Origin of the sequence: Shimia litoralis (assembly GCF_005518135.1) — a bacterium.
In the GTDB taxonomy this organism is placed as follows: Bacteria; Pseudomonadota; Alphaproteobacteria; order Rhodobacterales; family Rhodobacteraceae; genus Shimia_E; species Shimia_E litoralis.
The window spans coordinates 240,514-260,662 of sequence record NZ_SULI01000001.1; the positions used below are offsets into that span (position 1 = coordinate 240,514).

Annotated in this window: 16 protein-coding genes and 1 riboswitch; of the genes, 9 read left to right on the forward strand and 7 right to left on the reverse strand. The window is 56.4% G+C overall.

The window, feature by feature from the left end; all coding sequences use genetic code 11:
* Positions 1-89: 89 nt before the first annotated feature.
* Positions 90-1,493, reverse strand: coding sequence for an MORN repeat-containing protein (locus tag FAP39_RS01115; protein WP_138014521.1), 1,404 nt, complete (start codon positions 1,491-1,493; stop codon positions 90-92).
* Positions 1,494-1,650: 157 nt separating this feature from the next.
* Here FAP39_RS01115 and FAP39_RS01120 point away from each other — a divergent pair, with 157 nt between their 5' ends.
* Positions 1,651-3,309, forward strand: coding sequence for an NAD+ synthase (locus FAP39_RS01120; protein ID WP_138014522.1), 1,659 nt, complete (start codon positions 1,651-1,653; stop codon positions 3,307-3,309).
* 21 nt (positions 3,310-3,330) lie between these two features.
* Here FAP39_RS01120 and FAP39_RS01125 read toward each other — a convergent pair whose 3' ends face one another.
* Together FAP39_RS01125 and FAP39_RS01130 are read right to left on the reverse strand one after the other, a co-directional pair.
* Positions 3,331-4,278 carry a 1-phosphofructokinase family hexose kinase gene (locus tag FAP39_RS01125; protein ID WP_138014523.1) on the reverse strand — a complete coding sequence of 316 codons (948 nt, stop codon included), beginning with the start codon at positions 4,276-4,278 and terminating at the stop codon, positions 3,331-3,333.
* A gap of 78 nt (positions 4,279-4,356) precedes the next feature.
* Positions 4,357-5,280, reverse strand: coding sequence for an MBL fold metallo-hydrolase (locus tag FAP39_RS01130; protein ID WP_138014524.1), 924 nt, complete (start codon positions 5,278-5,280; stop codon positions 4,357-4,359).
* A 237-nt stretch (positions 5,281-5,517) separates the two neighbouring features.
* Between FAP39_RS01130 and gltX the strand changes: the two genes are divergently transcribed.
* On the forward strand, positions 5,518-6,843 hold the full coding sequence (gene gltX / locus FAP39_RS01135) for a glutamate--tRNA ligase (protein ID WP_138014525.1): 1,326 nt from the start codon (positions 5,518-5,520) through the stop codon (positions 6,841-6,843).
* A 126-nt stretch (positions 6,844-6,969) separates the two neighbouring features.
* Here gltX and FAP39_RS01140 read toward each other — a convergent pair whose 3' ends face one another.
* The gene (locus tag FAP39_RS01140; RefSeq protein WP_138014526.1) at positions 6,970-7,548 is read right to left on the reverse strand and encodes a gamma-glutamylcyclotransferase family protein; all 579 of its coding nucleotides are present in this window, start codon (positions 7,546-7,548) and stop codon (positions 6,970-6,972) included.
* Positions 7,549-7,639: 91 nt separating this feature from the next.
* Between FAP39_RS01140 and FAP39_RS01145 the strand changes: the two genes are divergently transcribed.
* The 4 genes from FAP39_RS01145 (at position 7,640) to gcvP (ending at position 12,876) form a co-directional block, all read left to right on the forward strand.
* Positions 7,640-8,086, forward strand: coding sequence for an RrF2 family transcriptional regulator (locus FAP39_RS01145; RefSeq protein ID WP_138014527.1), 447 nt, complete (start codon positions 7,640-7,642; stop codon positions 8,084-8,086).
* 88 nt (positions 8,087-8,174) lie between these two features.
* A riboswitch (glycine riboswitch) is annotated at positions 8,175-8,262 on the forward strand.
* Positions 8,263-8,423: 161 nt separating this feature from the next.
* Positions 8,424-9,548: a glycine cleavage system aminomethyltransferase GcvT gene (gcvT, locus tag FAP39_RS01150; RefSeq protein ID WP_138014528.1), complete on the forward strand. Its 1,125-nt coding sequence runs from the start codon at positions 8,424-8,426 to the stop codon at positions 9,546-9,548.
* Positions 9,549-9,565: 17 nt separating this feature from the next.
* Positions 9,566-9,925, forward strand: a complete 360-nt coding sequence (gcvH, locus tag FAP39_RS01155; protein ID WP_138014529.1) for a glycine cleavage system protein GcvH — start codon at positions 9,566-9,568, stop codon at positions 9,923-9,925.
* 104 nt (positions 9,926-10,029) lie between these two features.
* Positions 10,030-12,876 carry an aminomethyl-transferring glycine dehydrogenase gene (gcvP, locus tag FAP39_RS01160; RefSeq protein ID WP_138014530.1) on the forward strand — a complete coding sequence of 949 codons (2,847 nt, stop codon included), beginning with the start codon at positions 10,030-10,032 and terminating at the stop codon, positions 12,874-12,876.
* 121 nt (positions 12,877-12,997) lie between these two features.
* Here gcvP and FAP39_RS01165 read toward each other — a convergent pair whose 3' ends face one another.
* A complete protein-coding gene (locus tag FAP39_RS01165; protein WP_138014531.1) occupies positions 12,998-15,535 on the reverse strand; it encodes an ABC transporter permease in 2,538 nt (845 codons plus the stop codon).
* Positions 15,532-16,221, reverse strand: coding sequence for an ABC transporter ATP-binding protein (locus tag FAP39_RS01170; RefSeq protein WP_138014532.1), 690 nt, complete (start codon positions 16,219-16,221; stop codon positions 15,532-15,534). Before FAP39_RS01170 ends, FAP39_RS01165 begins: the two co-directional genes overlap by 4 nt.
* Before the next feature lie 19 nt (positions 16,222-16,240).
* Between FAP39_RS01170 and FAP39_RS01175 the strand changes: the two genes are divergently transcribed.
* Positions 16,241-16,903 (forward strand): arylesterase, encoded by a 663-nt coding sequence (locus FAP39_RS01175; RefSeq protein ID WP_246058893.1) that lies wholly within the window; start codon positions 16,241-16,243, stop codon positions 16,901-16,903.
* Between the two features lie 82 nt (positions 16,904-16,985).
* On the opposite strand, the gene FAP39_RS01180 is transcribed toward FAP39_RS01175, so the two are convergent.
* Positions 16,986-17,192 (reverse strand): cold-shock protein, encoded by a 207-nt coding sequence (locus tag FAP39_RS01180; RefSeq protein WP_138014533.1) that lies wholly within the window; start codon positions 17,190-17,192, stop codon positions 16,986-16,988.
* 302 nt (positions 17,193-17,494) lie between these two features.
* On the opposite strand from FAP39_RS01180, the gene FAP39_RS01185 reads away from it, so the two are divergent.
* A complete protein-coding gene (locus tag FAP39_RS01185) occupies positions 17,495-18,817 on the forward strand; it encodes an NAD(P)-dependent oxidoreductase (protein WP_138014534.1) in 1,323 nt (440 codons plus the stop codon).
* A 15-nt stretch (positions 18,818-18,832) separates the two neighbouring features.
* Entirely contained in the window at positions 18,833-20,137 is a 1,305-nt protein-coding gene (gene preA / locus FAP39_RS01190; protein WP_138014535.1) for an NAD-dependent dihydropyrimidine dehydrogenase subunit PreA, read from the forward strand.
* Positions 20,138-20,149: the final 12 nt, after the last annotated feature.

Genomic DNA, 20,149 nt, shown 5'->3' on the forward strand with positions numbered 1-20,149 from the left:
GAAAACCCTCAAAACCAGTTTTTTTCAGTACTGCTGGTTTGAGGGCCAGATGGTGTGGTGGTGGTGTGGTCGTAGGGGGGTTTTGCCCCCTAACCGTCGTTGGCCAAGGCCCCTTTGTCCCAGCTGCCAGTGGCTTCTTCGCCTGTGGCATAGCGCATGGTTCCTTCGCCTTGACGCTTCCCGGCGCTAAAGTTGCCTTCGTAGATATCGCCATTTGCGTATGTGGCCACGCCTTTGCCGCTGATCTCGCCGTTTTGCCATTCCCCAGCGTATTTGAACCCGTCAGGCATGACAATTTCACCGACGCCGTGGCGTTGACCCGCTGCAAATTCTCCGGTGTATTCTGTGCCATCAGGATAGGTCGCCGTGCCCAAGCCTTCGCGTTGGCCATTGGCCCAAAGCCCGTCATAGCGGTATCCATCGGCATAGGTCATTACGCCCCGCCCATGATTCTTGGCATTCAGGAATTCACCCTCGTATACCAGACCGTTGGCATAGGTCGCCTTGCCGCTGCCTTCGATCACGCCGTTTTTCCAGGATCCTTCATAGGTCGATCCGTCAGGATAGGTGATCTTGCCCAATCCGTCTGCCAAATCTCGGCGGAACTGACCCGCATAGACTGACCCGTCAGGATAGGTGACCGTCCCGTCGCCTTCGATATGTCCAGCAACCCAATTGCCTGAATACTGATATCCGTCAGCGCCTTTAAAATCACCTTGGCCGTGCCGTTTGTCGCCTTCGAACATCCCGTCATAGGTGTCTCCGTTGGCATAGGTGACCTGACCACGCCCTTCGCGCTGACCTCCGATGAGATCACCTTCATAGATATCGCCGTTCGGCTGGGTGAGTTTTCCAGTGCCCTCGATTTGTCCGGCACGCCAAAGACCTGAATACACAAGACCATCGGGCATTGTCAGTTCGCCCTGACCTTCGCGCGCCCCTGCAACGATCTGGCCGGAATAGGTTGCCCCATCCGGATACACGATCTTGCCTTTGCCTTCTTTGACACCGTTCAGCCAATCCCCGTCATAGGTATAGCCTCCAGGGCTGATCATCACGCCTTTGCCGTGATGCATCGCATTCAAGAATCCGCCTTCATAGCGCACGCCATTGGCATATATGGCGACGCCGCTGCCTGAGATTTTTCCGTCTGTCCAGTCACCCTCGTAGGTGCCGCCGTCGGTAAAGGTTATTTTGCCAACGCCTTCGGGCTTGCCTTTGGCAAAATCGCCCTCATAGACAGATCCGTTTGGAAAGCGGGCCTGACCCTTGCCTTTGATTTCGCCATCCACCCACTGTCCGGTGTATTCATAGCCATTTGGCAGACGATATGTACCGGTGCCGTCCTGAAGACCGCCCTTAAAGGTGCCTTCGTACACACCACCGTCATCGTATTGCTTGGTGAGGACTTCAGACTGTTGCGCAAATCCCGGCGCAGCGAGTCCGCCTGCGGCCAAGAGGATGGCGAATGTCATTGCCTGCGTTCTGCTCATTATCTTTTTTCCCCACGTGCCTTCATGCTGCCTTCATGCGGCTGTTGCGAAATTCTAGAACACAGGCGCGCGCGGGGCAACGTCTTTTGGCCGATTAGACTTTTCCTCAGGCCTGCTTCTGTTAAATCTGCTGCAAGAAACGCGACAGGAGGCTCAAATGGCCGAAACTTTCCGTCTGACAATGGCGCAAGCAAACCCGACGATGGGCGATCTTAAGGGCAATGCCGACAAGGCAAGGGCCGTTTGGGCCGAAGGCAAAGCCGCCGGTGCCGACCTTGTTGCGCTGCCCGAGATGTTCATTACGGGCTATAACGCGCAAGATTTGATCCTCAAGCCTGCCTTTCATCTTGCGGCAATGGCAGAGATCGAGGCGCTGGCGCAGGATTGTGCGGATGGGCCTGTGCTGGCCATTGGCGGACCTCTGGCGGAAGATGGCGCGCTGTATAATGCCTATTTCATTTGTCGCGGCGGCAAAGTGGTGCATCGTCAGCGCAAACACCATTTGCCCAACTATACGGTTTTTGACGAAGAACGTCTGTTTGATCAGGGCGCGCTTGGGGGGCCTTATGATGTCGGGGGCGTGCGTGTTGGCTCGCCAATCTGCGAAGATGCGTGGTTTGAAGATGTCGCCGAAACGCTCGAGGAATCGGGGGCCGAGATATTGGTGGTGCCAAACGGCTCTCCGTATTATCGCGACAAGTTTGATCGCCGTATGAACCATATGGTGGCCCGTGTGATCGAAACCGGGTTGCCGCTTGTGTATCTCAATATGGTCGGTGGACAGGACGATCAGGTGTTTGATGGCGGGTCGTTTGTCTTGAACCCGGGTGGAGAGCTTGCCCTGCAATTGCCCGTGTTTGACGATATGACTGTGCACGTGGATTTCGAACGCGGGGATCAGGGCTGGCGTGCGATACATGGATCAAAGGCGGTGTTGCCCGCTGGCGAAGAACAAGATTACCGCGTCTGTGTCGAAGCCTTGCGCGACTACATGGGAAAAACAGGGTTCAAACAGGTTTTGTTGGGGCTGTCTGGGGGGATCGACTCTGCGTTGGTGGCGACAATCGCGGTGGATGCGTTGGGCGCGCAGAATGTGCGGTGTGTGATGCTGCCGTCTGAGTATACGTCGCAAGAGTCGCTGGATGATGCCAAAGATATCGCAGAGCGGTTGGGGTGCCGATATGATTATCTGCCCATCGCCGAAGGGCGCGCCGCGATCACGAACACATTGGCGCCGTTGTTCGAGGGGACCGAGGCAGGGCTGACCGAAGAGAACATTCAGTCGCGGTTGCGTGGTCTGCTGTTGATGGCGTTGTCCAACAAGTTCGGGGAAATGTTGCTGACCACCGGGAACAAATCCGAGGTCGCGGTCGGGTATGCCACGATTTATGGGGACATGTCTGGCGGGTATAACCCGATCAAAGATATGTACAAAACACGCGTTTTTGAAACATGCCGTTGGCGCAATGCGGTGCATCGTGACTGGATGGCTGGCCCCGCGGGCGAGGTTATTCCGGTGTCAATTATTGATAAACCGCCGTCGGCGGAGTTGCGTCCGGATCAAAAGGACGAAGATTCCTTACCGTCTTATGATGTGCTTGATGGTATCCTGACCATGCTTGTAGACCAAGACCGTTCGGTCGCGGACTGTGTGGCGGCGGGATATGATCGCGACGTGATCAAACGGGTCGAGCATTTGTTGTATATCTCTGAATACAAACGCTTTCAGTCAGCACCGGGCGCGCGATTGTCGAAAAAGGCGTTTTGGATGGATCGGCGATATCCGATTGTGAATCGGTTTCGCGACGACAGTTGATGCGATAGCCGCAAGTTCTGGCTAAAGGCGGGTCACAGGGCATTTTGACAAGAGCAGGTCTGTATCTGCGCGGGTGCACAGATGGGTGGCGTGGGTCATGACCGCAGCAGATGCCGCCGCAGTTGCATACACAAGCGCGTGCTCCAAGGTTTCGGCACGCGCCAAGGACAGGGCAAACGCCCCGACAAAGCTGTCTCCGGCACCTACTTTGCTGACAACTGGGACGTTCGGGGCGGCGGCATGCCAAACTCCGTCAGGTGTGGCCATCACATTCCCGTCTGCACCACGGGCAATCAGAACGATCTCTGCGACGCCACGTGTGCACAAACTTTTGGCGAAACTCGCGGTATCAGCGCGGTCGGCAAGAGTGCGCTGGGCAAGCGTTTCTGCCTCGAGCTGATCCATGCGCAGGGCAAAAAGGGTGTTCGGCGGCTGTGACACCAAACATCGCAGAGCAGGTCCAGAGACATCAGCGATCAAACGCGCGTGTGTCTGTGCCACATGTCTGGATACTTCCAACGCAAAGTGGTCGACGACCCCAAGAGGCAGACTGCCGCTTAATACCACAAGTCCATCATCCGAGGCGATGTCGTCAAGCATGTCCATCAAGGCGCGCTGGCGTTCGCCATCCCAAACCGGACCCGGCATCACAAAGCGATACTGCGCGCCATTGGATTGATCGGTGACCGCAAGGCTTTGGCGGGTCTCACCCGGGGCGCGAAATGGCACATAGGCAATGCCCTGATCTCGCAACAGGTGCCGCAACTTTTTACCAGTCGGTCCACCGATGGCCACCAAGGCCCGACTCTGACCACCAAGAATATGGATCGCCCGAGACACATTGATCCCACCACCACCCGGATCTGTTTGCACCGGCGTACAGCGCAGCTTTTGCCCGTCGCGCACATGGCCCGTCGAGGTCGACACATCCACAGCCGGATTCAAGGTAATGGTCAGGATATCTTGCAATGTGGGTCTCGCTTGGGTGAGCCGAGCTTGCCGTCTTGGGGCGCGCAGACCAAGAGGCCGCGCGCCCCAACGGGTCTTCTAAAGCATCAGTTGATAGCTGGCGGGCACGTACTGAAACCCGTCGCCTCTGGTTTCGACATATCCGATCGCAGGCCAAGGCATGTGATACCCGACAAATGGAATTTTATCCGCCGCCATCATGCCCAACAGATTCCGGCGTGTTGCCGCTGCTGCGGCTTTGTCACGGTCAAACCGCACTTCCCAGTCGGGATAGGCCAGAGACCAGACATAGTGATTGGCAAAGTCTGTGCCCAACAGCATTTGCTGTCCTTCGCTCTCGAGCATATAGGCCATGTGTCCGGGGGTATGGCCAAAGGCTTCGATGGCGGTCACGCCGGATGCGACAGAGGCACCGCCGTCGATCATCATCAATTGCTCTTCCAGAGGGCGCACTTTGGCCTCGAATGTTTCGTTTCCTGACATATCCCAATCGTCGAATTCAACCGCGCCCGTGACATATTTTGCGTTTGGAAAGGTGGCGTTTGAGCCATCCATGAGGCCGCCAATATGGTCGCCGTGCATATGGGTCAGGACCACGGTGTCTATTTGATCCGGCGTGTATCCGGCCGCAGCTAGCGCCGCCGTGATCCCCGCCGGATTAAGGCCGGTGTCAAACAGGACAAGCGCGTCACCCGTGTTCACCACTGTGGGAGTAAAAAAGAACTGGGCCTGATCCGTTGGAATGTTTGCCGTCGCAGACACATCCGCAAATTCTTCGGGGGATACATTCATCCCGAAAATGGATTGTGGGTCCGGCACCGGACGGGTGCCAGCCAGCAAGGTGACAACTTCGAAGTTGCCCAGTTTCACGCGGTGAAAGCGTGTGCTGCCGACGCCCATCATGTCTGCGGCCGCCAAAACAGGTGAGCTTGCCAGCATTGGCGCGGATGCGATGCCAAGCATCAAAGACCGTCGGTTGAGGTGTGGTGAATAAAGTGGCATGCTAGTTCTCCCCGTTTTGATATCCGCTCCATTTGTCGGCGCGCGTCCTCTCAATATAGGGGGAATTTGCCGTGCGTCATCTCTCTGAGTGAAAAAGTGACCATCCTGACGTGTGTCGGGGCTATCTGTGCGCAGTGTATGGGGATTGGATGCGCGCGTGATGTCCCTGTCTTGGGACCTCCATTTCTGGACAAACTGCGCAACTTGTGGAATGGGATGCGCTAACAGGAGATTCTCATGACCACCACACGTTTCGCCCCTTCGCCTACGGGCTATATTCATGTCGGCAACCTGCGCACCGCGCTAATGAACTTTCTCATTGCGCGCAAAGCGGGCGGCACCTTTATTCTTCGGATCGACGATACCGACCCCGAGCGCTCAAAGCAGGAATATGTGGATGCGATTCAGCAGGACCTGGAATGGCTTGGCTTGACGTGGGACAAGATGGAACGTCAGTCCGAGCGCCTCGACCGGTATGAAGAGGCGGCGCAGAATCTGCGCGACATGGGTCGTTTTTACGAGTGCTTCGAGACACCTGTGGAATTGGATCTTAAGCGCAAGAAACAGCTGAACATGGGCAACCCACCTGTCTATGATCGTGCGATGTACACCATGGCCGATGCAGACAAAGATGCGTTGCGTCAGGAACGCGGGAATGGCCACTGGCGGTTCCTGCTGGATCGCGAACGGATTGAATGGACAGATGGCATTCTTGGCGATCTTTCGATTGATGCGGCGTCTGTGTCTGATCCTGTGTTGATCCGTGGCGATGGTCAGATGCTGTATACATTGGCGTCGGTTGTGGATGATACGGATATGGGCGTGACCCATGTTGTGCGCGGATCCGACCACGTGACCAACACGGCCACACAAATTCAGATCATGAATGCCCTCAGTGGCAAGACGCCCACCTTTGCGCACCACTCTTTATTGACGGGTCCGCAAGGCGAGGCATTGTCCAAGCGGCTTGGCACGTTGTCGCTTCGCGATCTGCGCGAAGCGGGTGTCGAGCCGATGGCGTTGTTGTCGTTGATGGCGCGTCTCGGATCGTCTGATCCGGTGGAATTGCGCAGTTCGATTGACGAGATCGCGGATGGATTTGACCTTGGTCATTTTGGCGCGGCCCCGACCAAGTTTGACGAACAGGACCTGTATCCTTTGACCGGGCGGGTCTTGCACGAATTGCCACTGGCGGATGTCGCTGCCGATATCGCCAAGGCAGGCGTGCCGGACCAACTGGCACAGTCCTTTTGGGATGTGATCCGCGAAAACATCGTGACACGCAAAGACATCGCAACGTGGTGGCATATGTTCGAACATGGCGCCGATCCCGTGATTGATGAGGCTGATGCCGAATTTGTGGCGCAGGCCATCGCGATGCTGCCAGAAGGCCCATATACCGCCGAAACATGGCGTGCATGGACCGCAGAGGTGAAAGAAGCCACCGGACGCAAAGGGCGTGGTCTGTTTATGCCGTTGCGCAAGGCGTTGACAGGACAAGGCCACGGCCCGGATATGTCTGCGGTGATGCCACTTCTTCAGGTCATCAAGGCCAAGGGCTAGACCTGACGGTCTTACCTTACCTCTATGCGAATAGATCCTCGCGGGACGTGTCCGGCGGGGATTTTTTGCGCGCAGGCTGGTGTGCTGTGCATGATGTGCGCGGAACTTGTGGCACTTGTGAACAGGTCAGTCAGATGGTGTGTGACCTTGGCAATGGGCGCCTACAGCAGACAGATGCGCGTCGACAAGGCGCAGCTCGTTGGGGCTGAGCGATTGGTGCCTTGGGTACATCGGGGCGTCCCTGTCGTTCAAAACCGCCGCGCTCCAACCCGTTGTGGTTTGAAAGAACGCGGCCAACCCGTCTTCGCCAAATTCGTTCAGGTACCCTTGGGCAACCACGTCGATATATGACAGCAGCAAGGGATGCTCTTGGTTCGCATGCCCGTGCTTTCCATACGGAACCGTATATGTCGCGATGTCTAAGTTGTCTTGTTTCGGGTGTGACACCGATGCCGAAACAGAGACGCGGTCATAGGCGCTTTCACGTTTATCCAATGCGCGCCAATCATTTCCGGGGACATGGGCAATCAATCCGTCAATCGATGTGTGCGGGTCGGGGATTGCAGTCAGAAACGGAATGGGCCGCAAGGCCGTGTGCCGCCAAACGCGCCGCCATCCATGCAGTCGTGCGACATGTGCATCGTGATAGCTGTGTGTGGCGCGGTTGACGAGGCTGCCGTAGCCAAAGAAATAAGGGGCGATCATTCGCCTAGGGTGACATATCCTTGATCCATGTCAATTTCGTTTTGCTGCAAACCTGCATAGTGTTGCGATCACAAGCCTGACTGGAGCTCACGTGCGTATTACCAAAAGAACGAACATCGCGATACGTGTGTTGATGTTTTGCGCGGCAAACCGTGGGCGTCTGGTGACCAAGTCAGAAATTGCACATGTGTGTAAAGCGTCTGAAAATCACTTGGCTCAGGTCATCAATCAGCTCGGTCAGATGGGTGTCGTTCTAACCCATCGTGGACGCAACGGCGGGCTTGAGTTGGCGCGGGATCCGATCGACATCGAAATCGGGCCGATATTTCGGGAAATGGAAGCCCCTGTGCCTTTGGCAGAGTGTTTCGCCGACGTCGACAGCTCCTGTCCTCTGGTCGAGGCATGTCGGCTCCGGTTGGCGCTGATGGATGCGGCCGAGGCCTTTTACAATCGCCTTGATGGGGTCACGCTTGACGGGCTGGTGTGTAACAATTCAGCGCTGTTGAGCATTCTCGCACCAGAGCCGTGCGTGCACTGAGATAAGATTTTGTCGATTTTTGTGGAAAAGCTGTCGTTTATGACCTGTAATCGACTTGCGAGAAAAATAACTGTGCACTACGGTACACGAACATGAATCGGGAGAACTGGAGAAATCCAGTGCCGAAGGAGCAACCGCCCCGGAAACTCTCAGGCCCAAAGGACCGATTTTTGGTACGAAGAACTCTGGAGAGAGGCGCGAGAGCGTCCGCCGAAGGGATAACGATCTCAGGCTAAAGGACAGAGGGGGCATCGCCCGCACGAGCAATAATCGTGCGATTGAGTGGTGCCGGAAAATTGCCTGATGTGGCTTCCGGAAGGACATGGGAGCTGACTGTATGGGCGATTTGCAACGCACGCCTCTTTTTGATCTGCACGTGGCGCTGGGCGCTAAGATGGTGCCGTTTGCTGGCTATGAAATGCCTGTGCAATATCCGCTTGGGGTCATGAAAGAGCATCTTCAGACACGGACCAAGGCAGGGCTGTTTGACGTCAGCCACATGGGACAAGTGATCTTGCGAGGCGCCTCGTATGACGAGATTGCGACCGCGTTCGAGACACTGGTGCCCATGGACGTTCTGGGATTGGGACAAGGGCGGCAACGCTATGGTCTGTTTACCAATGCCGATGGCGGTATTGATGATGATCTGATGTTTGCCAACCGTGGTGATCATCTGTTTGTGGTGGTCAATGCGGCCTGCAAAGAGGCCGACATCGCGCGGATGAAAGCCGCGCTTGAACCCGCGATCACTGTCGAGGTCATCGAAGATCGGGCGTTGATCGCCTTGCAGGGGCCAGCCGCCGAACAGGCACTTGGCCAGCTAAATTCGGCAGTTGCAGAGATGGCATTTATGGATGTCGCCACTGTGGATCTGCTTGGGGTAGAGTGCTGGGTATCGCGGTCCGGATACACGGGCGAAGACGGATATGAGATTTCAGTACCCGCAAGCCATGCGCAGGCTCTGGCTCAGGCGTTGTTGGATATGCCAGACGTGGAGGCCATCGGTTTGGGGGCACGGGATTCCCTGCGCCTCGAGGGTGGTCTTTGCTTGTATGGAAATGACATCGACGCCACGACTTCTCCTGTCGAAGCCGGACTAAATTGGGCCATCCAGAAAGTCCGCCGGACAGACGGTGCGCGTTCAGGCGGGTTCCCCGGATCTGCGCGCATTCTGGGCGATTTTCAAAACGGTGTGGCGCGCAAGCGTGTGGGGTTGGTGCCGGATGGCCGTGCGCCCATGCGCGCCGGAACAGAGATTTTCGCAGATGCAGATGGCGGAGCTGCGATCGGGATTGTGACCTCTGGCGGGTTCGGACCCAGTGTCGGAGGTCCCGTTGCGATGGGATATGTCCAAACAGATTTCGCCACAATTGACACCCCTTTGTTTGGGGATGTTCGTGGAAAACGCATGCCTGTCACAGTGGCAAAGATGCCGTTGGTCACAGCCAATTTCAAAAGATAGCAAACAGGAGACTAACCATGAAATTTACCGAAGAACACGAATGGTTGCGCACCGAAGGTGATGTGGTTGTCGTAGGCATTACAGCCCACGCATCCGAGCAACTGGGGGACGTTGTGTTTGTCGAGTTGCCGGAAACAGGTACCGAAGTCACCAAAGACGAAGAAATCTGCGTGATTGAATCCGTGAAGGCCGCCAGCGATATTCTGGCACCGATCGACGGCGAAATCACCGAGGTCAATGACATGCTGGTCGAGGATCCGGGTAAGGTCAACGAAGACCCAATGGGGGATGCGTGGTTCTTTAAGATCAAGCCAGCGGATGCGTCTCAGATGGACGACTACATGGACGAAGCAGCCTATAATACCTTTATCGGGTAATCCGGCTCAACGCCGGAGGGATCTGGCGAAATGCTATACTGCTAAGAGACCCGGTGGCGAGACTTGTGCCACCGGACAGATCGTGACTTGAAGGGGGGTTCGTGATGCCATTCACACCGACCAACTATTTGCCGTATGACTTTGCTAACCGTCGCCATATCGGCCCGTCTCCGGAAGAGATGTCAGATATGTTGGAGGTCCTTGGTACCTCTGATTTGGGCGCGCTGATTGATGAGACGCTGCCTGACGGAATTCGCCAAAAAGAGCCGTTGGATTTTGGACGCCCCTTGTCGGAACGCGAGTTGCTGCACCACATGCGTGTCATCGCGTCCAAGAACAAGGTCCTGACGTCTTTGATCGGGCAGGGATATCATGGCACGGTGACACCGCCCGCCATTCAGCGCAATATTCTGGAAAACCCTGCATGGTATACGGCGTATACCCCGTACCAACCCGAGATTTCCCAAGGCCGGCTCGAGGCGCTGTTGAATTTCCAGACCATGATCTCTGATCTTACAGGGCTCGAGATTGCAAACGCGTCGCTGCTGGACGAATCCACCGCCTGCGCCGAAGCGATGACCATGGCGCAACGTGTGTCCAAATCTAAAGCCAAAGCATTTTTTGTGGACCGCGATTGCCACCCGCAAAACATTGCGGTCATCAAGACCCGTGCCGCACCGCTTGGGATTGAGGTGATTGTCGGGAATCCGGACAAAATGGAGGCCGACAAAGTGTTCGGCGCATTGTTCCAATACCCCGGCACCTATGGGCATGTGCGCGACTTTACTTCGCATATTGCGGCCTTGCATGAAGCCAAGGCGATTGGTGTTGTTTCTGCGGATCCTCTGTCGCTGACCTTGCTCAAAGAACCCGGTGCGATGGGGGCCGACATCGCCGTCGGATCGGCACAACGGTTTGGGGTTCCGATGGGATACGGGGGGCCGCATGCCGCCTATATGGCGACCAAAGACGCGTATAAGCGGTCGCTTCCTGGGCGTATTGTCGGGGTGTCGATTGATGCGCGCGGAAATCGGGCCTATCGCCTGTCGCTTCAGACGCGCGAACAACACATTCGTCGTGAAAAGGCGACATCAAATGTGTGCACCGCCCAAGCTTTGCTGGCTGTCATGGCGTCTATGTACGCTGTCTTCCATGGCCCCAAAGGGCTTAAGGCCATTGCACAGCGCATCCACCGCAAAACCGTGCGGTTGGCAAATGGGCTGGAGGCCGCTGGCTTCAAGGTCGATCCCAAAGTGTTCTTTGACACAATTACGGTGGATGTCGGGCCATTGCAGGCTGCAGTGATGAAATCAGCCGTTGATGAAGGCGTGAACCTGCGTCGCGTTGGGGAAACACGTGTCGGGATCACATTGGACGAAGCCACACGCCCTGCGGTGATTGAAAAGGTATGGCGCGCGTTTGGCATCACGCGTTCGGATGATGATTTCAAGGCCCAGTACCGCGTCCCTGACCAGATGCACCGCAAATCCGAGTATCTGACGCACCCGATTTTTCACATGAACCGCGCGGAAACCGAAATGATGCGGTATATGCGACGGCTGGCAGATCGCGATCTGGCGCTGGATCGTGCGATGATCCCACTGGGGTCATGCACGATGAAGCTGAACTCTGCGGCGGAGATGATGCCCATCAGCTGGAGAGAGTTTTCGTTGATCCACCCGTTTGTTCCCGAAGATCAGGCCGAAGGCTATACACATCTGATCAACGATCTTTCGGACAAGCTGTGTGACATCACCGGATATGATGCCATTTCGATGCAACCCAACAGCGGGGCCCAAGGCGAATATGCGGGCCTGTTGACCATCGCGGCCTATCATCGGGCGAACGGGCAGGGGCATCGGAATATCTGTCTGATCCCGATGTCTGCGCATGGCACCAACCCAGCCTCGGCGCAGATGGTGGGATGGAAAGTGGTTCCGGTCAAATCGGCAGAAAACGGCGATATTGATCTCGATGATTTCCGTGCAAAAGTTGACAAATATGCGGATGATCTTGCGGGATGTATGATCACCTATCCGTCGACGCACGGTGTGTTCGAGGCATCGGTGAACGAGGTGACCCAAATCGTGCATGACGCCGGTGGCCAAGTGTACATTGATGGCGCCAACATGAACGCCATGGTGGGATTGTCGCGTCCGGGAGATCTGGGTGGTGACGTGAGCCACCTTAACCTGCACAAGACGTTCTGTATTCCGCATGGCGGCGGCGGTCCCGGCATGGGGCCAATTGGTGTCAAAGCGCATTTGATCCCGCATTTGCCCGGCCATCCTGAAACAGGTGGTGCACAGGGGCCGGTTTCGGCAGCGCCATATGGGTCTCCGTCGCTTTTGCCGATCAGTTGGGCGTATTGCCTGATGATGGGGGGCGATGGCCTGACGCAGGCCACACGTGTCGCGATCTTGAATGCGAACTATATCGCGACGCGGCTGCAAGGCGCCTACGAGATTTTGTACAAAGGCCCGACGGGACGTGTCGCACATGAATGCATCATTGATACGCGACCCTTTGAAGAGTCTGCAGGCATTTCGGTGGATGACATCGCCAAGCGTCTTATGGATTGCGGGTTCCATGCCCCTACCATGAGTTGGCCGGTTGCGGGCACATTGATGGTCGAACCCACAGAGTCTGAAAATCAGGCTGAGCTGGATCGCTTCTGTGATGCGATGCTGGCGATACGTGAAGAAATCCGCGATATCGAAGACGGGCGTATGGATGCAGAGAACAACCCGCTGCGCAATGCACCACACACGGTTGAGGATCTGGTCGGTAAATGGGAGCGCCCCTATGAGCGCGAACAGGGATGCTTCCCTCCGGGCTCATTCCGTGTCGACAAATACTGGCCTCCGGTCAACCGTGTCGACAATGCGTGGGGCGATCGCCATCTGGTGTGCACATGCCCGCCAATGGAAGACTATGTCGACGACGCGTAATCCAAATGAGGCGGCTGTGCCGCCACAGGTTTAAACGAAAAAGGCGCCCCTTGGGGCGCCTTTTGTCAAATCTCTGGCGGGGTGCTTAAGATATGACATCTCAAGCGCCGGAAAGGCGATGTCACTCGCGTGCCCGCAAAATACGTGCAGGGCGTGATGACAGGGCGCGCGCCGAAAATGCGAGGTTGGCCAAGAGGGTGGCCAGAATACCGCCAACAATGATGGCAATGGCATTGGACCAAATGACGGCAAACCCTGTATCCAACACAAAATGGGTCACGGCCCATGCACCCGCAATCCCCGCGGCCAATGACACTATGCCTGCGGCGGCACCGGTCAAAGCTGCGCGTAAGGCAAAGCTTGTGAGGATACGTCGACGCGTGGCTCCCAAAGTTTTCAAAATCGCGGCCTCGGTGATACGGGCCCCTTGGGTGGCCGCAGCGGCCCCGATCAACACAAGAAACCCTGTGACCAGCATGACGGACGCCCCGTAAGAGGTGGCATCAGCCAGATTGGACAACAGGCCGGACACGCGTGCAATGGCGTCGCGCACCCGAATGGCCGTGATATTTGGATAGGCATTGGACAAATCCCGCAAGATTTGGGCCTCGGCTTCTGGCGCGGCATAGACCGTGGCGATAAAGCTGTGCGGTGCTCCGGCCAATGCGGCCTCGTTCATCACCATGACAAACCCCATCCCCGCTGTGGAAAAGTCCACATCCCGCAAGCTGGTGATGGTGCCAGTGATGTCGCGCCCCAAAATGTTCACGGTCAACGTATCCCCGAGCCCAAGGCCCAGCTCGGTGGCCTCTTCGGCGGCAAAGCTGATTTGAGGGGGGCCCGTATAATCTTCGGGCCACCATGCGCCTTCGAGAATTTTGGTGGTGTCCGGCAGGGCGGCGGCATAGGTGATGCCGCGATCACCGCGCACGACCCAATGATCGCCAGCGACCTCTTGGGCTGGTTGGTCGTTGATCCGCGTCACCAATCCACGCAACATCGGGGCGGTTTGCGTGCCGCTGACCTTTGGGTCTTGTTCAAGGCGATCTAGAAAACCATCGATTTGGGTTTTCTGGATGTCGACAAAGAAATACGACGGGGCTACATCCGGCAGATCGCGCGCAATTGCATTGCGCAGGTTGCCATCAATCTGGCCGACGGCCGACAATACCGATAGGCCCAGACCCAACGACAACACGACCGAGCTTGTCGCTTCTTTTGGTGAAGAAATTGCGTTCAATGCCCACCGCAGCGCGGGGCGTTTTCTGGCGGCTGGCAACACCGAGCGTGCCAACTTGCGGATGCCACTGGCGGCAAATGCCAGTGTGACCAGAGCGGCCATAATGCCCACAGCCGCCCACAGTGTGAGTTGATAAGATCCTGAAAACCACCCCGCAGCGCCAAGCAATATGGCCAGCAATGCCATGGTGCCCAAGAGATACGGCAGCGCGGGAACAATACGCGCGGTTTCCAGTGCGTCACGAAACAGGGCTGCGGCCCTGACGTCTTCAGTGCGCGACAGGGGCCAGAGGGTAAAGATAAGCGCGGTCAAGACGCCGTATAGGGCGGCCTCGGCCAATGGGATCGGGTAGATTGCGAACACGGTTGGAATGGGCAAAGCAGATTGCAAAAATGGCCCCAATATCAACGGAAGGGCTGCGCCCAACACCAACCCCATCGCAATACCAACGAGCGACAGGGCCCCGATTTGCAAAAAATACGTCAGTAATATCGTCCGTCGCGCGGCCCCGAGGCTGCGCAAAATCGCGATAACTGTTGTCTTGCGTGCCAGATAGGCGCGGATCGCAGCAGACACGCCAACGCCCCCCACGGCCAAGCCACTGAGCCCGACAAGTACAAGAAATGCGCCCAAGCGGTCGACAAATTCAGCAACTCCGGGTGCGCCGTTCCGGCTGTCGCGCCACCGCATTCCGCTGGTTTCGAAGCGGGCGGCGGCATCGGTGCTTATGGCATCAAGATCAGCGCCAACCGGAAGGTCCAGACGGTATTTGGTGGAATACAGCGTACCTGCCGCCAGCAGTGCTGAGTCTGATAGGTCAGTGGTGGCCACAAGGGTACGTGGCCCCAGCGCAAAACCAGCACCTGCGCTGTCGGGTTCATGGATCAAGGCGGCCATGAGCCGGAAATTCTGAGAGCCTAGCTTGAAGGTGTCGCCAGTCGCAAGCCCGAGCCGATCCATCAAAATGGGCTGCATAATCGCCCCCGGCAGGCCGTCTTTACCGCTTAGGGCCGCGTCAAGAGACATGGGCGGGTCAAGAACGACGTCACCAACCAAAGGATAGGCCGAGTCAACAGATTTAACCTGTGTCAGGCCCCGTTCGGTGATCCCGTCACGCGTGACCACAGCCATGGACCGGAAATCATAGATCTCGGAAACTTTGTCGGCAGATTGTTCAATCCATGCGCGTTCTTCGTCGCTGGCGGCGCGATACGTAAAGCCCATCTGTGCGTCGCCCCCCAAAAGGGCGGCACCCTCGGCCCTCAATCCGGCTTCGATGCTGGCACGGACTGTTCCAATGGCCGCAATCGTGGCGACCCCCAGCGCAAGGCAAGCGAGAAACACGCGAAACCCTGTCAAACCACCGCGCAATTCGCGTCGTGCAAATGCAAAGGCCAATCCCAGAGACGAGGGGTTCATGCGACGGCCTCGGCCAGAGTTGTGTCGATCTGTCCGTCGCGCAAACGCACGACCCGATCACAGCGCGCAGCAAGCTCGTTGGAATGCGTCACCAAGACCAATGTTGCCCCGTGCCGATCACGCAGTTCAAATAGCAAGTCCATGATATGGCTCCCATTTGTCTGATCAAGGTTTCCAGTGGGTTCATCTGCCAACAAAATGTCAGGGCGCGGTGCGACGGCGCGTGCAAGGGCGACGCGTTGCTGCTCGCCCCCCGAAAGCTGGCTTGGGAAATGGTTGGCGCGATCCTCGAGCCCGACATTCACAAGTTCGGTCATCGCGCGGTCAAACGCATCCTTGTGTCCCGCGAGCTCGAGAGGTGTGGCGACGTTTTCAAGCGCGGTCATCGTTGGAATTAGGTGAAAGCTCTGGAAGACCACGCCCATGTGGTCACGTCTAAAGTGTGCCAAGGCATCCTCGTTCATGTCAGAAAGGTTTTGCCCCAGTGCTTGGATCTGCCCTCCGGTTGCGGCCTCAAGCCCTCCCATCAGCATCAATAGCGAGGATTTTCCAGATCCGGATGGCCCGACAAGCCCAAGAGTTTCTCCCTTTTGAACGTCTAAAGTGATCCCGCGGAGAATTTCTATGCGTCCGGCATTGCCATCCAACGACAAACGCGCATCTTTAAGGGAGAGAACAGTGGTCATTGGGGAGTCTACCTGCATCATGAATGGTTCAATGGTATATGGGGCGCTATCGCGTTTGGGCAAGGTCGCTGCTGTGCTTTGGGTGTCAACAACTTCGGCGTGGGCCGAACAAACCACAATTGTGGCCTTTGGCGACAGCTTGACACAAGGCTACGGGCTAATTGAACAAGAGGGGTTTGTCCCCCAAATGCGTGGCTGGCTTGCGGCGCAGGGGGCTGACGTCAAGGTCATCAATGCAGGTGTGTCTGGGGATACCACAGCTGGGGGGCTTGCGCGCGCGGCGTGGACATTCACCGACGACATCGATGGAATGATCCTTTGTTTGGGTGGCAACGATGTCTTGCGCGGGCTTGATCCAGCCGTGTCACGCGCCAACCTGACGGGCATTCTTGAAGAAGCGCGTCAGCGTGACATCAAGGTTTTGCTGGTCGGGATGCAAGCCCCGAACAATTACGGCGCAGAGTACAAACAGACGTTTGACTCTATGTACCCCGCGTTAGCCAAGGACTTTGACACATTGTTCGCCGAAAGCTTTCTGGGTGGGTTAGGCGAAGATGACCCTGCAAAACTCCAAGGATTGATGCAAGCGGATGGCATTCATCCCAACAAAGCAGGTGTGGCCAAGATTGTTGCGGCCCTTGGGCCGGATGTGTTGGCGCTGATATCTGCTGCGTCTGAATAATGCCTTTTGGGCATCGGGGTGTCGGACACGAAAACGGGCGCGCAAATCGCCGCCCGTTTCAAACTTTGAAATACAGCTGGGGTTACGCCAGTGCGATGTTTACCGCTGACTCGCGTCCGTCACGACCTGGTTCGATGTCGAAGGTCACTTTTTGATTGTCAGCCAGCCCGGTCAAACCAGAGCGCTCTACGGCTGAAATGTGGACGAATACGTCTTTGCTGCCGCCTTCTGGGGCGATGAATCCGTAACCTTTGGTTGTGTTGAACCATTTGACGGTGCCATTTGCCATCGTCGTTTCTCCTTGTGTCATCTGCCCGCGGAATTGCGGCAGGTCGGCAAAGTCAGTGCAAGATCGAAGACTCAGCCGATAGGACAGAAGGTCGATAGTGGTAACGTCGCCCCAAAAATATTGAAAAGTTCAGGCGCGTTTTCAAGTGAAAATAATATGAATTTTTGCCGATCTTGGCCAAAAAATAGGCGAAATCGACTGAATTCGCAGAAAATCGCGAGAAATTATTTTTACCAGTTGATAAAAAAATAACTCTGTGACAGCCTGAAGACAGTAGCCAACCCACATAACGGGGAGAGACAATGACACAGTCACCGTTGAGCGAAGGCGTTGTAGCAGGGCGATTAGATCCGGCGCAATTGACCGAAAATTTTGGGGATTTGCATCCTCGTCTTGATAATCACGAGGCCCTCGTGGCCGCAGATCGTTGTTATTTTTGCCATGATGCGCCGTGCATGACGGCCTGTCCCACAGACATCGATATTCCGCTGTTCATTCGCCAAATTGCGACCGGAACGCCCGAAGCCGCAGCCAAAACGATTTTTGCACAGAATATTCTTGGTGGTATGTGCGCACGCGTGTGTCCCACTGAAACGCTCTGTGAAGAAGTATGCGTGAGAGAAGTCGCTGAAGGTAAACCTGTCGAGATCGGGCGTTTGCAACGCTATGCGACGGACGTATTGGTGGATGCAAATGTGCATCCCTTTGAACGTGCCGCCGCGACCGGAAAATCGGTGGCGATTGTGGGTGCCGGACCTGCTGGCCTGAGTGCTGCGCATCGTTTGGCGACGCATGGCCATGACGTGACGCTGTTTGATGCGCGTGCCAAAGCAGGCGGCCTCAACGAGTTCGGAATTGCGGCCTATAAATCTGTAGATGGGTTCGCTGCCAAAGAAGTCGATTGGCTTTTGTCGATTGGTGGCATCACCGTGGAAACGGGCAAAACCTTGGGGGCAGGGCTTGATCTTGCGACCTTGAGCGACACGTTTGACGCAGTCTTTTTGGCCGTCGGTCTTGGGGGGGTGAATGCCCTAACCGTTGAGGGATCGGACAAATCGGGTGTGCTGGACGCAGTTGATTTCATTTCTGATTTGCGACAGGCCTCTGACTTGGAACAACTGGCAATTGGGCGGGATGTGGTTGTGATCGGGGGCGGGATGACCGCTGTTGATGCCGCCGTTCAAGCTAAGTTGTTGGGGGCGCTGAATGTGTCTCTGGTTTATCGCCGTGGTCGCGACCGGATGAATGCCTCGGTGTTTGAGCAAGATCTTGCAGCCTCAAAAGGCGTGCGGATCATCACCAATGCCTCGCCCAAAGCGGTGATCGGCAACGGAAGCGTGCGCGAAATCGAATTTGAATACACCGACAACGATCTGAACCCGACAGGCCAGACCGTGCGTTTGGCCGCAGATCAGGTGTTCACCGCGATTGGTCAAACCCTGAACGCAGAGGGCTTGCCGGATCTGGATGGCGGCAAAATTGCTGTCACCGAAACTGGTCGGACGTCTGTCGAAGGCATTTGGGCTGGCGGGGATTGTGCCAGCGGTGGTGATGATCTGACGGTGACGGCTGTGGCCGAGGGTCGTGATGCGGCCGAAGATATTCACGCTACGTTGATGGCGTAAGGGAGGGCATGAAAAATGGCTGATCTGACATCAGAATTTGTGGGGATTAAATCTCCAAATCCGTTCTGGCTGGCGTCTGCGCCGCCGACGGACAAAGAATACAATGTGCGCCGCGCTTTTGAAGCAGGGTGGGGCGGCGTTGTCTGGAAGACCCTTGGCTCTGAAGGGCCGCCCGTTGTGAACGTGAATGGCCCGCGATACGGGGCGATCTTTGGGGCAGACCGCCGTCTGTTGGGGCTGAACAATATCGAATTGATCACGGACCGGCCTCTTCAACAAAACCTGCGCGAGATCAAATCGGTCAAACAGGATTATCCCGATCGGGCTGTCGTCGTGTCGCTGATGGTGCCCTGCGAAGAAGACGCATGGAAAGCCATCCTGCCCGTTGTCGAAGAAACTGGCGCGGATGGGATCGAGCTTAACTTTGGTTGTCCGCACGGGATGGCCGAGCGTGGTATGGGGGCTGCTGTTGGGCAGGTGCCGGAATACATCGAAATGGTGACACGCTGGTGTAAACAGAACACCCGCATGCCCGTGATCGTCAAGTTGACGCCGAACATCACCAACGTGATCTATCCCGCCGAAGCCGCGCAACGCGGTGGCGCGGATGCGGTCAGCTTGATCAACACGATCAATTCCATAACGTCGGTGAATTTGGACGCCATGAGCCCGGAACCGATGATTGACGGCAAAGGAACGCACGGCGGGTATTGTGGCCCTGCGGTAAAGCCGATTGCCATGAATATGGTCGCGGAAATTGCACGGCATGCGGAAACTGCGAACCTGCCGATTTCGGGCATTGGCGGCGTCACAACATGGCGTGACGCAGCTGAGTTCATGGCCTTGGGTGCAGGCAATGTCCAAGTGTGCACAGCGGCGATGACCTATGGGTTCAAAGTTGTTGAGGAAATGATCAGCGGCCTGTCACAATGGATGGATGAAAAGGAATACTCCAGCACGTCCGATTTTGTCGGCCTTGCAACGCCCAACGTCACCGATTGGCAGTATCTGAACCTGAACCATATTACCAAGGCGGTGATCAACGAGGACGACTGTATCAAATGCGGCCGGTGCTATGCGGCCTGTGAAGACACAAGCCATCAGGCCATCGAGATGTCGGAAGATCGCGTCTTTTCGGTGAAGGATGATGAGTGCGTCGCGTGTAATCTGTGTGTGAATGTGTGCCCAATCGAAGGCTGCATCACCATGAAGACGCTTGAACCTGGCGAGATGGACGAGCGCACGAACACGCCCGTATCAGCCGAGTACGGCAACTGGACACAACATCCGAACAACCCCTCAGCGCAAGCTGCGGAATAGTCCCTGGGGGTC

Bases quoted from the DNA above. Each gene is read 5' to 3' on its own strand.
- FAP39_RS01115 (WP_138014521.1), bottom strand. From the start codon at position 1,493: ATGAGCAGAACGCAGGCAATGACATTCGCCATCCTCTTGGCCGCAGGC.
- FAP39_RS01120 (WP_138014522.1), top strand. From the start codon at position 1,651: ATGGCCGAAACTTTCCGTCTGACAATGGCGCAAGCAAACCCGACGATG.
- FAP39_RS01130 (WP_138014524.1), bottom strand. From the start codon at position 5,280: ATGCCACTTTATTCACCACACCTCAACCGACGGTCTTTGATGCTTGGC.
- gltX (WP_138014525.1), top strand. From the start codon at position 5,518: ATGACCACCACACGTTTCGCCCCTTCGCCTACGGGCTATATTCATGTC.
- FAP39_RS01140 (WP_138014526.1), bottom strand. From the start codon at position 7,548: ATGATCGCCCCTTATTTCTTTGGCTACGGCAGCCTCGTCAACCGCGCC.
- gcvT (WP_138014528.1), top strand. From the start codon at position 8,424: ATGGGCGATTTGCAACGCACGCCTCTTTTTGATCTGCACGTGGCGCTG.
- gcvH (WP_138014529.1), top strand. From the start codon at position 9,566: ATGAAATTTACCGAAGAACACGAATGGTTGCGCACCGAAGGTGATGTG.
- gcvP (WP_138014530.1), top strand. From the start codon at position 10,030: ATGCCATTCACACCGACCAACTATTTGCCGTATGACTTTGCTAACCGT.
- FAP39_RS01165 (WP_138014531.1), bottom strand. From the start codon at position 15,535: ATGAACCCCTCGTCTCTGGGATTGGCCTTTGCATTTGCACGACGCGAA.
- FAP39_RS01170 (WP_138014532.1), bottom strand. From the start codon at position 16,221: ATGACCACTGTTCTCTCCCTTAAAGATGCGCGTTTGTCGTTGGATGGC.
- FAP39_RS01175 (WP_246058893.1), top strand. From the start codon at position 16,241: ATGAATGGTTCAATGGTATATGGGGCGCTATCGCGTTTGGGCAAGGTC.
- FAP39_RS01180 (WP_138014533.1), bottom strand. From the start codon at position 17,192: ATGGCAAATGGCACCGTCAAATGGTTCAACACAACCAAAGGTTACGGA.
- FAP39_RS01185 (WP_138014534.1), top strand. From the start codon at position 17,495: ATGACACAGTCACCGTTGAGCGAAGGCGTTGTAGCAGGGCGATTAGAT.
- preA (WP_138014535.1), top strand. From the start codon at position 18,833: ATGGCTGATCTGACATCAGAATTTGTGGGGATTAAATCTCCAAATCCG.